Origin of the sequence: Oscillibacter hominis, assembly GCF_014334055.1 — a bacterium.
GTDB lineage: Bacteria > Bacillota > Clostridia > Oscillospirales > Oscillospiraceae > Oscillibacter > Oscillibacter hominis.
Genome location: NZ_CP060490.1, coordinates 2,700,084 through 2,713,893 on the forward strand (window position 1 = coordinate 2,700,084; position 13,810 = coordinate 2,713,893).

Sequence of the window (13,810 nt, forward strand, 5' to 3'; positions counted from 1 at the left end):
CTTCCACAATTCCGAATATACACTTTTTCCTATTTTATCATAGAATGTTGTCCGGGAAAAGAAAAAGTTGCTCTTCCCCTGGTCAAATGGTGATTGCTGTTGACTTCCACCCATCGGTCGGATATCATAAATGCAGCCGTCGAAAGACGGGAACAAGCAAGGAGGCGGCATACTATGGAGCGAGGCGCATGTCTTGTCTGCGGGAAACCCCTGCGGTATTTCGACACGGCCCGGGAGATGGAGTGCGTATTCTGCCATAAAAAATTTCCATCCAACGCCAGCTGTGAGGACGGGCATTTTGTCTGTGACGACTGCCACGCGGCAAAGGGGCTGGCTGCCATCCGCTGGAGCTGCCTGCACAGCAGGCTGACCGATCCGGTAAAGCTGGCCCGGGAGATTATGGAAAACCCCTATGTCTATATGCACGGGCCGGAGCACCACGTGTTGGTGGGCAGCGTGCTGCTGACCGCCTATCACAACGCCGGAGGAGAGCTGGACTGGCCCGCGGCCCTCTATGAGATGGAGAACCGGGGACGCCAGGTGCCCGGCGGTGCCTGTGGATTCTGGGGCTGTTGCGGCGCTGCGGCCAGCGCGGGCATGTTTGTCAGCATCGCCACCGGCGCCACGCCGCTGGAGCGGGAGAGCTGGGCGCTCTCCAACCGGATGACCTCCCTGGTGCTGGAGCAGATCAGCCGCCTGGGCGGCCCCCGGTGCTGTAAGCGCAATTCCTTCACCGCGTTGGTGCTGGCTGTCCGTTTTGCCCGGGAGCATCTGCATGTGGAGATGGATTTGGAAGGCCCCATCGTGTGCGGCTTTTCATCGGAAAATCAGCAGTGCCTGGGCCGCCGCTGCCCGTACAACCGGTTGGGTGCCGGGGATATGATATAGGCATTAGTAAAATTTATAGTTAAGATATCAAATTGCATCTTTACTGATGGAATTTTCTCCTGTATACTTAATAAGGTTTGGGGTTTTTGCGGCCCCTACAGAAGAAAACAAGAACCGGGAGGGCTTTTTATGGGACATTGCGCGATTGTTGGCATCAACTGGGGCGATGAGGGAAAGGGCCGTATGGTGGATCTCATCACCTCTGACTACGACGTGGTGGTCCGCTACCAGGGCGGCGGCAACGCGGGGCACACCGTGGTGAACGAATTCGGCAAGTTTGCGCTGCACCTGCTGCCCTCCGGGATTTTCCGCAAGGGCGTGGTCAACGTGTTAGGCAACGGCGTGGCGCTGGACTGCGAGAACCTGTGGATTGAGATGCAGGATGTGATGAGCAAGGGCGTGGCACTGACGCCGGAGAACCTGAAGGTCAGCGACCGGGCCTCTTTGCTGCTGCCCTGGCACCGGGATTTGGACGGACTGGAGGAAGCCCGGCTGAAGGACAAGAAGTACGGCTCCACCAAGCAGGGCATCGCCCCGTTTTACAGCGATAAGTACCAGAAAAAGACGGTGATGGCCGGCGAGCTCCTCTATCCGGAGCACCTGCGCCGCCATCTGGCCGACCTTTTGGAGTGGAAGAACCTGACCCTTGAGAAGGTGTATGGGGCCAAGCCCTATACCATGGAGGACCTGGAGCGGTGGATCGCCGAGTACGGCGAGAAGATCCGCCCCTATGTCTGCGACACCGGCGCCTTTTTGCGCAGGGCCCAGGACGAGGGCAAGAAGGTCCTCTTTGAGGCCCAGCTGGGCGCCCTGCGGGACTTGGACTACGGCATCTATCCCTACACCACCTCCTCCAACGCCATCGCGGCCTATGCCCCCGTGGGGTCCGGGCTGCCCTCCGCAAGGATTGAGGAGGTCATCGGCGTGGTGAAGGCCTACTCCACCTGCGTGGGCGAGGGCCCCTTCACCGCCGAGTGGTTCGGCGACGAGGCGGAGGAGCTGCGCAAGGCGGGCGGTGAGTACGGCGCCAAGACCGGCCGGCCCCGCCGTGTGGGCCCCATCGACCTGGTGGCCACCCGCTACGGCGTGATGGTGCAGGGCGCCACCAACATCGCGCTGACCAAGCTGGATGTTCTCAGCTATATGAAGAAAATTCCCGTCTGCACCCACTATCTGGTGGACGGCAGAGAGAGCAACGAGTTCCCCTTCCCGGTTATGCTGGATGCGGCCAAGCCTGTGATCGAGTATATGGACGGCTGGCAGTGCGACATCTCCGGCGCCCGGAAGTGGGAGGACCTGCCGGAGGCGGCCCGGAAGTACGTAGAGTACATTGAATCCCGGATCGGCTGCCGCATCGGCTATGTGTCCGTTGGCCCGGAGCGGGAGTCCATCGTCATCCGCTGAGCTTGCCCCTCCCGCGCCAGCCGCGGGAGGGCTTTTTAAAGTCTGCCGACGATGATCTGACAGGAGGTTTGTCTCATGCGCAAAGACCGTTACGAATCGCCCCTGGCGTCCCGGTACGCCTCGGAGTATATGCTGCACCTCTTTTCACCGGACATGCGCTTTTCCACCTGGCGCCGGCTGTGGGTGGCCCTGGCCCGGGCGGAGCACACGCTGGGCCTGCCGGTTTCCGCGGAGCAGGTGGAGGAGCTGGCCGCCCATACGGAGGACATCGACTACGACGTGGTGGCCGCCCGGGAGAAGGAAATCCGCCACGACGTCATGGCCCACATCTACGCCTACGGCCAGGTGTGCCCCAAGGCCGCCGGCATCATCCACTTAGGCGCCACCTCCTGCTATGTCACTGACAACGCGGACCTGATCCTCTACCGGGAGGGGCTGCGCTATCTGCGCCGCCAGCTGCTGGCGGCCATGAGCAACCTCTGCGACTTTGCGGAGCGCTATCGGGCCATGCCCACCCTGGGCTACACCCACTACCAGCCAGCACAGCCGGTGACCGTGGGCAAGCGGGCCACCCTCTGGCTGCAGGACTTGGAGAGCGACCTTGCAGAGCTGGATTTTGTCATCGGCTCCATGAAGTTCTTAGGCTGCCGGGGCACCACAGGCACGGAGGCAAGCTTCCTGGACCTCTTTGAGGGGGACACGGACAGGATTGACGAGATGAACCGGTTGATCGCCGAGGAGTTCGGCTTTGCCCAGTGCTTCCCGGTCTGCGGCCAGACCTACCCCCGCAAGACCGACAGCCGGATTTTAAACGTGCTCTCCTCCATTGCCCAAAGCTGCTACCGCTTTGCAAACGACCTGCGGCTGCTGCAGCACGACCGGCAGGTGGAAGAACCCTTTGAGGACAAGCAGGTGGGCTCCTCCGCCATGGCCTATAAGAGAAACCCCATGCGCTGCGAGCGCATCTGTTCCCTGAGCCGCTACCTGATGGCCGATGCCATGAACGCCCCCATGACTGCCTCCGTCCAGTGGATGGAGCGGACGTTGGACGACTCGGCCAACCGGCGTATTTCCCTGCCCGAGGGGTTCCTCTGCGCCGACGCCATACTGCGCCTGGTGCAGAACGTCACCAATGGCCTCCACGTCAACGAGAAGATCGTGGACCGCACGGTGCGTGAGTACCTTCCCTTCATCGCCACGGAAAACCTGCTGATGGAGGCAGTGAAGCGGGGCGGCGACCGTCAGCAGCTCCACGAGATCATCCGCCGCTGCTCCATGGAGGCCACCGGGCGCATGAAGGAGGGGGAACGGTGCGACCTGCTGGAGCGTCTGGCCGCTGAGAGCGCCTTTGCCATGACCGGGGAGGAGATGCGGGAGCTGCTGGATCCCGCCCTTTACACAGGCCGCTGCGCCCAGCAGGTGGAGCGCTATGTGGCCTCCGTCCGGCCACTGCTTTCGGAAAAGGCGGAGCACGGCCAGGAGATCACCCTGTAAAAAGCAATTGCGCCGGAGAACGTATGTTCTCCGGCGCTTTCCATTGCCATGTGGTCGGTCAATGGAAAGCGTTGACTGATTGCAGTAAATACAAGGAAGGAAAAAGGAATTTTTTGTATTTTTTTACAGACAAAAATTTTAGTCAACTTTGTTTGCGATTTTGTGAAAATTTATATTGACAGCGGACCGCTGTGGTGATAAACTGCGAAACATAAATTTTGCAGCGGACCGGAAGGGAACTTGCAAAACCAACAGAATACAGCAAAAGCGAAGATGGAGAGAAGTACCTTGGGAAATCGGTTCCAGTGAGCGGGAGAGAGTGGGAACCCCGCACTTAGAGCCTGAGGGAATAACACTCCGGAGCGGCGAACCGAACAACTGCAAGTAGGGGAGACGGGCTGCGGCCGTTATACCGCACGGGTTTATTGGAACCTTGAAAGGGGCTGTCTTTAGGCAGCAAGTTAGGTGGCACCGCGGATCGCAGCATTCGTCCTAAGAAAAGGGAGAATGCTGCAAATTTGATTCGGAGGTGCCTTTTTATGTGTTCAATCATGGGATTCAGCAAAAAGACCGTCAGCCGGGAGGAAATCCGGACCTATTTCGACCGCACCAAGTCCCGGGGACCGGACATGTCCCGCATTGTGGAGACCAAATCCGGGTATCTCTGCTTCCACCGGCTGGCCATCATGGGCCTGGAGGAAACCGGCATGCAGCCCTTTGAACTGGAGGGCGACCTGGTGGTGTGCAACGGCGAGCTGTACAACTGGCGGGAACAGAAAAAGAAGCTGGAGGAGCACTACCGCTTCCGGAGCGGCAGCGACTGTGAGCTTTTGCTGCCCATGTACCGGGAGTACGGCCTGTCCATGTTTCCCCGGCTGGACGCGGAGTTTGCGCTGATTCTCTACGACAGCATGACAGACACACTGGTGGCCGCCCGGGACCCCCTCGGCATCCGGCCCCTTTTCTACGGCTATGACAAGGCGGGCGCCATCGTCTTTGCCAGCGAGGCAAAAAACCTGGTGGGCCTGTGCCGGGAAATCCGTCCCTTCCCGCCGGGACATTACTACGCCTTTGGGAAGTTTGTCCGCTATGCGGACCTGACCACGGTGAAGGAGTACTGTGAGGACGACCTGGAGACCGTCTGCGCCAACATCCGCGATAAGCTGGTGGCCGGCGTGAAGAAGCGGCTGGACGCCGATGCGCCTCTGGGGTTTTTGCTCAGCGGCGGGCTGGACTCCAGCTTGGTGTGCGCCATCTCCGCGAAATTGCTTAAAACACCCATCCGCACCTTTGCCATCGGAATGGACAAGGACGCCATTGACCTCAAGTACGCAAGGGAGGTGGCCGATTACATCGGCGCCGACCACACGGAGGTCTATATGACCCGGGATCAGGTCATCTCCTCTTTGGAAGAGGTGATTGCCCTGCTGGGCACCTACGACATCACCACCATCCGGGCCAGCATGGGCATGTACCTCTGCTGCAAGGCCATCCACGAGCGGACGGACATCCGGGTGCTGATGACCGGCGAGATATCCGATGAGCTGTTCGGATATAAATACACCGATTTTGCACCGTCGCCGGAGGCCTTCCAGGAGGAGGCAAAAAAACGGATTGATGAGATTTACATGTATGATGTGCTCCGGGCGGACCGCTGCATCAGCGTCAACTCCATGGAGGCCAGGGTGCCGTTCGGGGATTTGGAGTTCGTGCGCTACGTCATGAGCGTGGACCCGGCCAAGAAGAGGAACGTCTACCACAAGGGGAAGTATCTGCTGCGCCATGCCTTTGAGGGCGGCCTGCTGCCCCATGACATTCTCTACCGGGAGAAGGCCGCCTTTTCCGATGCAGTGGGCCACTCCATGGTGGACGATCTGAAGGAGTATGCCGAGGCAGTCTACTCCGATGAAGCGTATGAGGAAAAGCGGAAAAAGTACGGCTTTGCCATTCCCTTCACCAAGGAGAGCCTGCTCTACCGGGAGATTTTTGAACGGTATTACCCCGGCCAGGCGCCCATGGTCAAGGACTTTTGGATGCCCAACAGGTCTTGGGAGGGCTGCGACGTCAACGACCCCTCCGCCCGGGTCCTGGCCAACTACGGCGGCAGCGGCGAATAAGAGGGAATCAGTCAAGATTCAGATAGAGGAGGAAAAGCTATGTCCAAAACCACCCAGGTCCCCGAGCTGTTCGGCAGCATGGTATTCAATGAGGAGGTCATGCGGCAGCGCCTGTCCCCGGCATCCTACAAGGCGTGGCGCAAGTGCATCGAAGAGGGCACCGCATTGGACCTGACCATTGCCAACGACATTGCGGAGGCCATGAAGCAGTGGGCCACCGAAAAGGGTGTCACCCACTTCACCCACTGGTTCCAGCCCATGACCGGCTACACCGCGGAAAAACACGACAGTTTCATCACTCCTGTGGAGGGCGGCAGCAAGGTGGTCATGGAGTTTTCCGGCAAGGAGCTGGTCCGGGGCGAGCCCGACGCCTCCAGCTTCCCCTCCGGAGGGCTGCGGGCCACCTTTGAGGCCAGGGGCTACACCGCCTGGGACCCCACTTCCTTTGCCTTCATCAAGGGCACCAGCCTGTACATCCCCACGGTGTTCTGCTCCTACTCCGGCGAGGTGCTGGACAAGAAGGCACCGCTGCTGCGCTCCATGGATGAGGTCAGCCGCCAGGCCATCCGCATCCTGCGCCTCTTCGGCGACACGGAAAGCCGCCGGGTCACGCCTCAGGTGGGCGCGGAGCAGGAGTACTTCCTGCTGGATAAGCAGGCGTTTTTAAAGCGGGAGGACCTGAGGCTCTGCGGCCGGACGCTCTTCGGCGCAAAGCCGCCCAAGGGCCAGGAACTGGACGATCACTACTTCGGCGCCATCCGCCCCCGGGTCGCCGCCTATATGCGGGACCTGGACGAGGAACTTTGGAAGGTGGGGGTGCTCAGCAAGACCAAGCACAACGAGGTGGCCCCTTCCCAGCATGAGATGGCCCCCATCTATTCCGACGCCAACACGGCCTGCGACCACAACCAGCTGGCCATGGACCTGATGAAAGAGGTGGCGGACCGCCACGACCTGGTGTGCCTGCTCCATGAAAAGCCCTTTGCCGGCGTCAACGGCTCCGGCAAGCACGACAACTGGTCGCTGGCCACCGATACGGGCAAAAACCTCTTCAAGCCCGGAAAAACGCCCAGCCAGAACGCCCAGTTCCTGCTGTTTTTGGCCGCCTTCATCAAGGGTGTGGATGAGTATCAGAAGCTGCTGCGCTGCACGGTGGCCTTTGCTGGAAACGACCACCGCCTGGGCGCCCAGGAGGCGCCGCCCGCCGTCATCTCCATCTTCCTGGGCGACGAGTTGGGCGCTGTGGTGGACGCCATCATCTCCGGCCGGGAGTATACCGATGCCGGGAAAAAGACGCTGGAGATCGGCGTGGATGTGCTCCCCTCCATCCCCATGGACAACACCGACCGCAACCGCACTTCCCCCCTGGCCTTCACCGGCAACAAGTTTGAGTTCCGCATGCTGGGCTCCACCCAGTCCATCGCCGGGCCCAACATCGCCCTGAACACCATGATGGCCGAGGAGCTGAGCCAGTTTGCCGATCGCCTGGAAGCCTCCAGCGACTTCCAGGGCGATCTCCAGAAGCTGATCCGGGAGACGCTGACCGAACACCGCCGGATCATCTTCAACGGCAATGGCTATGAGGCCGCCTGGATCGAAGAGGCGGAGCGCCGCGGGCTTGCCAACCTGAAGACCACAGCGGAGGCACTGCCCCACTATACCGACCCTGAACATGTGGCACTGTTCACAAAGCACGGCGTGTTTACCGCCCAGGAGATGGCCGCCCGCCAGGAAATCCATATGGAGAACTACTGTACCGTGCTCTCCATCGAGGCCACCACCATGGTCGACATGCTGCGCCACGAGATTCTGCCCGCTGTCTCCAACTACGGCGCCGTGCTGTGCAACCGGCTCCACACCCTGAAAGAGGCGGGCCTTCCCTGCCGCTATGAGCAGTCCATTGCCATGCGGGTGACGGAGAAGACCGACGCCCTGGCCGATATCACCGAGGAGCTGGAGACGGCCCTGGCCCAGGTGCCCTCCGGCAGCACGGAGGAGCAGATGCACTATTACCACAATGTGATCTTTGCCCTGATGGGCAAGGCCCGTGTGCTGGCCGATGAGATGGAGCAGATCACCGACCGGGACTACTGGCCCTTCCCGACCTACAGCACCCTGCTGTTTTCCGTCTGATCGGGACGGCGCCCGGCAGCAATCCTTCTCTACCTGCAAACGAATCCTTTTTCTGTTCATAAGGGGGGCCCGGAGCGCAGTGCGCTCCGGGCCCCCCTTATGTTTACTTACGGTTCAGTAGCTGAGCAGGATGGAACGTACGATCTCCACAAACCGGGGGCGGTCCACGCCCAGCACCACAAAAGCGTTGTGCTGGGGGAACTGCTTGTCGCTCCAGAGGTCGGTGACGGTCTTGCCCGTGGTGATGGAGCCGCGGGTCTCCACATAGACCCCGGCCTCCTCGCCGGAGAAGAGCTGGGGATGGGTGAGGTACAGCACCGGGCACACGTCATGGAGGCAGAGGCCCGGCTTGCTGACCCGTTCGCTGAAGGCCATGGCCAGCCGGGTGCTCTGCTGGAAGAACCGGCACACTGGCGTCCCGGCCCGGCCCAGCTCTTCCACCTCCTTGGGGGAGAGATAGGCATCCATCGTCACATCCAGGCCGCACATGACGATGGGGATGCCGGACTGGAAGACCATCTGGGCCGCGTGAGGGTCTACAAAGATGTTGAATTCCGCGCAGGGGGTGGCATTGCCGCCCTGGGCCGCGCCGCCCATAATGGCGATCCGCTCCACCAGGTCTTTCAGGTCCGGGTGCTTGCTCAGTGCAATGGCCAGATTGGTCAGCGGCCCAATGGCAATCACCTGCAGGTGTCCGCCCTCCGCCCGTGCCGCGGCGTAGAGGGCGTCCCAGGCCGGAAGCGTCTCCTCCATCAGGGGCGAGGGGGGCAGTTCCACGCCGCCCAGGCCGTTTTCCCCGTGGACATAGGGCGCGGTGGTAAGCGGCCGCAGCAGCGGGCCCTCCGCGCCCCGGTACACCGGGTAGTCCGCGCCCATCAGGCGGCAGACCCGGCGGGCGTTTTCAAAGGTGTGGTGCAGCTCCACATTGCCGGCCACGGCGGAGATGCCCACAATCCGCAGTTGGGGGAGCCGGTGGGCCACCAACAGCGCCGCCGCGTCGTCCACGCCTGTGTCGCAGTCAATCCAGACGGGAATGCGCTCCATCATCCCTTCACCTCCTCATAGCCTTCTGCGCCCTCCACCAAAAGGTCTACAAACCCCTGGCGGTCCAGGTCCAGAATACACCGGGCGTTGGGCGGCCTGCCCGTTCGGCCGTGGAGGTCACCCACGGTGCAGCCCCGGCAGTACTCGCCGCAGGTCTCGACCTCCACATAGAGGTCCCGGGTTTCGAAAAGCTCCGGGTGCAGCAGCACCGCCACGGCCACCGCGTCGTGGACCGGCGCGCCGGCGTAGCCGATGGAGCGGTGGAACTGGTAGAAGAACTCCAGCCAATCCGCCACCACCCGCGCCACATGGTTCCCCACCGCCCGGATGCGCTGGAAGTCCTCCGGAAAGACCAGCGCCTTTTCCGTCACATCCAGCCCCGCCATGGTGACGGGAAGGCCGGAGGAGAAGACGATCTGCGCCGCCTCCGGGTCGCAGAGGATGTTGAATTCCGCCGCCGGCGTCCAGTTGCCGTAGGCGATGCCGCCGCCCATCAGGGAAATGCGGCCGATCTTGGGCTTGAGCTCCGGGTGGGACAGCAGCAGCGCCGCCACATTGGTCTGGGGGCCGGTGGAGACGATGGTCACTGGTTCCCTGGCCTCCGACAGGACTTGGGCCATCAGCTCCACCGCGTTCAGAGGGGAGAGCGCCATGGCCGGCTCCGGCAGCTTGGGGCCGTCCAGCCCGGTCTGGCCGTGGATGTTCCCGGCGCTCACCACCTCGCTGAGCAGCGGCCGGGGCAGGCCCCTGGCCACCGGTGCCCCGATGCCCAGAAGCGTGCAGACCCGCAGGGCGTTGTAGGTGGTTTTTTCAATGGTCTGGTTGCCGTTGGAGGAGGTGACGGCCAAAATGTCCAGCCGGGGGCTGGAGCGGGCCAGCACCCAGGCGATGGCGTCGTCGTGGCCCGGATCGCCGTCCAGGATCACGGGAATGCGTTGCTTCATCAATGGAAACCCTCCCTTGCTTCACTGAGAGATACTGGGAACTGCCTACTTGCCGGGAAAGAGGCTATCCCCGTTTGGCGGCCTCTGCCAGCGCGGCGGCAGAGTGCTGGCGGCGGATGCGCCGCCGGGTGGCAAGAGCGAAGACCACCAGGCCCAAAATGGTGACCAGATAGGGGATGGGGGACACCAGGTTGGAGTCTGCGCCAAGGGCGGAGACCTTGATGCCCAGGGCCTGGGCAAAGCCGAAGACCAGGGCGGAGAGCATGGAGCCAAGGGGCTCGCCGGCGCCCATGGCCTGGGCGGCCAGGGCGATGAAGCCGCGTCCGGCCACCATGTCCTGGGACCAGCCCATGGCGTAGTACATGGACATGAACGCGCCGCCGAAGCCCGCCATGGCGCCGGAGAAGGCGATGCCCACATATTTGATCTTCAGTACGCTGACTCCCACCGATGCGGCGGCATTGGGATTTTCCCCCACGGAGCGGATGTTCAGCCCCAGGGAGGTCTTGTAGAGCATGACCCAGGTGAGGAACACCAGCAAAAAGGCCAGATAGGTCAGGATGCAGTGGCCGGAGAGGATATCGCCCACCAGGGGGATGTTCCGGATCAGGGGAATATCCCAGGAGGGGATCTGCAGATTTTTGGTGATGAGCGAGGTGGTGGAGGCCAGGGCCTTGCCCTCGGTCAGGTTGGTGATGACCTTGACCAGGAAGAGCGTGCCGCCGGAGCCCACCATGTTCATGGCAATGCCCACAAGGATGATGTCGGTCTTCAGGTTGAAGGCGAAAAAGCCCATCACAAGGCCCATCAGCGTGCCAAGGAGCAGCGCCACCAGCACCCCCACGAACCAGCTGCCGGTCCAGTAGCAGGAAAGGGAGCCGAAAAGGGCGGAGACCATCATGATGCCCTCAAGGCCGATGTTGGAGATGCCCGCCTTTTCCGCCACCACGGCGCCCAGCGTGGCAAAGAGGATGGGCGCGGTGATGCGCAGGACGGAGAAGAAAAACTCAGCGGTAAGGATCCGTTCGATCAAAAGGCTAAACATGCTTCACGCCTCCTTCCTCCGCGGCGGCCTTCTGGGCCAGCTCCTCCTGAGTGCTTCGGACCACCAGCTTCTGGCGGTAGCGGGAGAGGAACTGCTCTGCGGCAAAGAAGAGGAAAATGACTGCCTGGATGATGTCGATGAGCTGGTAGGGGACTCCGGAGTAAGTGGACATCAGATTGCATCCCTTGTCCAAATAGGCCATAAAGAAGGCGGCAAAGGGCACAAAGATGGGGTTGTTGCCCGCCAGGATGGCAATGGTGATGCCGGTCCAGCCGTAGCCAGGCAGCGCGCTCCAGGAGAAGGTGCTGTAGCGGCCCAGCATCTCCAGCCCGCCGCCCATGCCCGCCAGCACACCGCCCAGCACCTGGGCCAGGACGATGACGGCGCCCACCTTCATACCGGAGTACATGGCAAAGTCCTTGTTGATGCCGATCATGCGGATGGCATAGCCCCAGCGGGTGCGGTACATGAACAGGGCCGTCAGCACCACAAAGAGGATGGCCACCACAAAGCCCCAGGAGAGCTTGGAGCCATTTTCCACCAGCTGGGGCACCTGGGCGGTGGGCTGGAAGGGGAAGGTCTGAATCTGGCCCTTGCTCTTGTCGGCCAGATGGCTGTTGACCATGTACTTGATGAAGTACATGACCACATAGTTGAGCATCAGCGAGCACACCATTTCGCTGACGTCCAGCTTCACCTTCAAAAGCGCCGGGATCAGCATCATGGCGCCGCAGGCCAGCGCCCCGGCCAGGATGCAGACCACCACATGGATGCCGGCGCCCAGGTTCAGGTAGATGGCGCACAGCGCGGCCACAAAGGCGCCCAGCATGGCGCCGCCCTCGCCGCCTAAGTTGAACTGGTTGGCGGAAAACATGACGCACACGGAAAGGCCCGTGAAGATGGTGGGGATCATGGAGGCCAGGATGTCGCAGAGGTTTTTGATGCTCAGCGAGCCGTTGGCACGGAAGGCCGGGCCGATGAGCAGCTGGTGCAGCGCGCCGGCGGTCTGGCTGAGCTTTTGGGAGAAGCTGCCGCCCTCGGCGCAGATGAAAATAAGAACGGTGGCCACAAGTAGGGCGATGCAGATGGCGGCCAGGCCCCGGACGAGGCCGAAGATCAGGTTCCTTCTTTTACTCATGGCACACCCTCCCGATCTGCTCGGACGGCTGGTGCTGAAGACCCAGCATGTACTCGCCCATGATCTCGTCGTTCAGCGCGTCCGTATCCTCGAAATAGGCGGCGATTTTCCCGCCGTACATGACAATCAGGCTGTCCGAAAGCTCCATGACCTCATTGAGGTCGGCGCTGACCAGCAGCACCGCGATGCCGGAGCGGGACAGCTCCACCAGCTTGCGGCGGATGAACTCCGTGGCGCCCACGTCGATGCCCCGGGTGGGCTGGTCGGCGATGATCAGCGCCGGGGAGTTGGAGAACTCCCGGGCCACCACCACCTTTTGGATGTTGCCGCCGGAGAGCATTTTTACCTGCTGGGCCCGGGACTTGCAGAGCACGGTGTAGTCGCCGATCAGCCGGTCCGACTCCTCGTGGATGGCCTTCATATTGAACAGGGGGCCGCGGTTGAGGCGTTTGGCGCTGCACCGGTCGGCGATCAGGTTCTCCTCGATGGTGCCGCCGCCGGCAATGCCGTAGAGCATCCGGTCCTCCGGCACCAGGGAGACGCCAAGTTCCCGGATCCGCCCCTGGGAGAGGCCCAGGATGGAGGTCCCGTTGACCTCGATGGAGCCGGAGTTGGGCGTGTTCAGATGGAAGAGCATATCCACCAGCTCCTTCTGGCCGTTGCCCTCCACGCCGGCGATGCCTAAGATCTCGCCCTTTCGCAGGTCAAAAGACACCTTATCCAGCATCTTTTTGCCCCACTCGTTCACGTATTCCACGTCCCGCACCCGCAGCACGGTGTCGCCGGGCCTGGCCTTCTCCTTCTCCACCTTCAGCACCACGTCCCGGCCCACCATCAGCCGGGAGATTTTCTCCGGCGTCACGTCCCGCGTCTGATAGACGCCCATGGACTTACCCGCGCGCATGATGGTCAGCCGGTCGGTGATCTGCATGATCTCGTTGAGCTTGTGGGAGATGAAGATGATTGTATATCCCTGATCTTTCAGGTGAATCAGCTCTTTGAAGAGCTCAGAGGTCTCTTGGGTTGTGAGGACGGCGGTGGGTTCGTCCAGGATGAGGATTTTGGCGCCGCGGACCAGCGCCTTGAGGATTTCCACCTTTTGCTTCATGCCCACGGGGATGTCCATGACCTTGGCGTCCGGATCCACGTGGAGGTTGAACTTTTCTGAGTATTCCCGGGTGATTTCAGTGGCCCGCCTGCGGTCAATGAACAGGCCGGATTTTTTGGGAACCATGCCCAGCACCATGTTTTCCGCCACCGTCAGGCTGGGCACCAGCATGAAGTGCTGGTGCACCATGCCGATCCCCTTGGAGATCGCCGCGGTGGGGGAGGTGAGGCTGACCTTTTCGCCGTTGACCCGGATTTCGCCCTCCGTGGGCTGCTCCAGGCCAAAGAGCATTTTCATCAGTGTGGATTTTCCCGCTCCGTTTTCGCCCATCAGCGCATGGATTTCACCCCTGCGGACGGAAAAATCCACATTCTGATTGGCGGCAATGCCGTTGGGGTACACCTTGGTGATCCCCTTCATCTGGACGACATACTCTTCTTCCATATGGGCTCCTCCCGCTTTCTCTGAACTCTGCGGCCGGGGAACGGCCGGTTT

At 61.5% G+C, this 13,810-nt stretch carries 10 protein-coding genes and 1 other annotated feature; of the genes, 5 read left to right on the forward strand and 5 right to left on the reverse strand.

All coding sequences use genetic code 11. The annotated features are described in order from the left end of the window. Positions 1-174: 174 nt before the first annotated feature. The 5 genes from H8790_RS13245 (at position 175) to H8790_RS13265 (ending at position 8,036) form a co-directional block, all read left to right on the forward strand. Complete coding sequence (locus tag H8790_RS13245) at positions 175-888, forward strand: DUF5714 domain-containing protein (RefSeq protein WP_187332984.1); 714 nt, start codon at positions 175-177, stop codon at positions 886-888. Positions 889-1,017: 129 nt separating this feature from the next. Further along, on the forward strand, positions 1,018-2,292 hold the full coding sequence (locus tag H8790_RS13250) for an adenylosuccinate synthase (protein WP_187332985.1): 1,275 nt from the start codon (positions 1,018-1,020) through the stop codon (positions 2,290-2,292). 75 nt (positions 2,293-2,367) lie between these two features. After that, a complete protein-coding gene (gene purB / locus H8790_RS13255; RefSeq protein ID WP_187332986.1) occupies positions 2,368-3,786 on the forward strand; it encodes an adenylosuccinate lyase in 1,419 nt (472 codons plus the stop codon). 261 nt (positions 3,787-4,047) lie between these two features. Then, positions 4,048-4,284: a binding site (T-box leader), on the forward strand. Positions 4,285-4,325: 41 nt separating this feature from the next. Next, a complete protein-coding gene (gene asnB, locus H8790_RS13260) occupies positions 4,326-5,903 on the forward strand; it encodes an asparagine synthase B (protein WP_187332987.1) in 1,578 nt (525 codons plus the stop codon). A 39-nt stretch (positions 5,904-5,942) separates the two neighbouring features. Then, positions 5,943-8,036, forward strand: coding sequence for a glutamine synthetase III family protein (locus H8790_RS13265; RefSeq protein WP_187332988.1), 2,094 nt, complete (start codon positions 5,943-5,945; stop codon positions 8,034-8,036). 114 nt (positions 8,037-8,150) lie between these two features. On the opposite strand, the gene H8790_RS13270 is transcribed toward H8790_RS13265, so the two are convergent. From H8790_RS13270 to H8790_RS13290, 5 genes are all read right to left on the reverse strand, one after another. Then, positions 8,151-9,083 carry a nucleoside hydrolase gene (locus H8790_RS13270; RefSeq protein ID WP_187332989.1) on the reverse strand — a complete coding sequence of 311 codons (933 nt, stop codon included), beginning with the start codon at positions 9,081-9,083 and terminating at the stop codon, positions 8,151-8,153. Continuing rightward, positions 9,080-10,024: a nucleoside hydrolase gene (locus tag H8790_RS13275; RefSeq protein ID WP_187332990.1), complete on the reverse strand. Its 945-nt coding sequence runs from the start codon at positions 10,022-10,024 to the stop codon at positions 9,080-9,082. Before H8790_RS13275 ends, H8790_RS13270 begins: the two co-directional genes overlap by 4 nt. Before the next feature lie 64 nt (positions 10,025-10,088). Next, entirely contained in the window at positions 10,089-11,069 is a 981-nt protein-coding gene (locus H8790_RS13280; protein WP_187332991.1) for an ABC transporter permease, read from the reverse strand. Next, positions 11,062-12,207 (reverse strand): ABC transporter permease, encoded by a 1,146-nt coding sequence (locus tag H8790_RS13285; protein WP_187332992.1) that lies wholly within the window; start codon positions 12,205-12,207, stop codon positions 11,062-11,064. Before H8790_RS13285 ends, H8790_RS13280 begins: the two co-directional genes overlap by 8 nt. Next, positions 12,200-13,759 (reverse strand): ABC transporter ATP-binding protein, encoded by a 1,560-nt coding sequence (locus H8790_RS13290; protein WP_187332993.1) that lies wholly within the window; start codon positions 13,757-13,759, stop codon positions 12,200-12,202. The genes H8790_RS13285 and H8790_RS13290 overlap by 8 nt, the downstream gene beginning before the upstream one ends. Positions 13,760-13,810 lie beyond the last annotated feature (51 nt).

Excerpts from the sequence above, each read along its gene's own strand:
- H8790_RS13290 (WP_187332993.1), bottom strand. The coding sequence starts at position 13,759 with ATGGAAGAAGAGTATGTCGTCCAGATGAAGGGGATCACCAAGGTGTAC.
- H8790_RS13250 (WP_187332985.1), top strand. The coding sequence starts at position 1,018 with ATGGGACATTGCGCGATTGTTGGCATCAACTGGGGCGATGAGGGAAAG.
- H8790_RS13285 (WP_187332992.1), bottom strand. The coding sequence starts at position 12,207 with ATGAGTAAAAGAAGGAACCTGATCTTCGGCCTCGTCCGGGGCCTGGCC.
- H8790_RS13245 (WP_187332984.1), top strand. The coding sequence starts at position 175 with ATGGAGCGAGGCGCATGTCTTGTCTGCGGGAAACCCCTGCGGTATTTC.
- purB (WP_187332986.1), top strand. The coding sequence starts at position 2,368 with ATGCGCAAAGACCGTTACGAATCGCCCCTGGCGTCCCGGTACGCCTCG.
- H8790_RS13280 (WP_187332991.1), bottom strand. The coding sequence starts at position 11,069 with ATGTTTAGCCTTTTGATCGAACGGATCCTTACCGCTGAGTTTTTCTTC.
- asnB (WP_187332987.1), top strand. The coding sequence starts at position 4,326 with ATGTGTTCAATCATGGGATTCAGCAAAAAGACCGTCAGCCGGGAGGAA.
- H8790_RS13270 (WP_187332989.1), bottom strand. The coding sequence starts at position 9,083 with ATGATGGAGCGCATTCCCGTCTGGATTGACTGCGACACAGGCGTGGAC.
- H8790_RS13265 (WP_187332988.1), top strand. The coding sequence starts at position 5,943 with ATGTCCAAAACCACCCAGGTCCCCGAGCTGTTCGGCAGCATGGTATTC.
- H8790_RS13275 (WP_187332990.1), bottom strand. The coding sequence starts at position 10,024 with ATGAAGCAACGCATTCCCGTGATCCTGGACGGCGATCCGGGCCACGAC.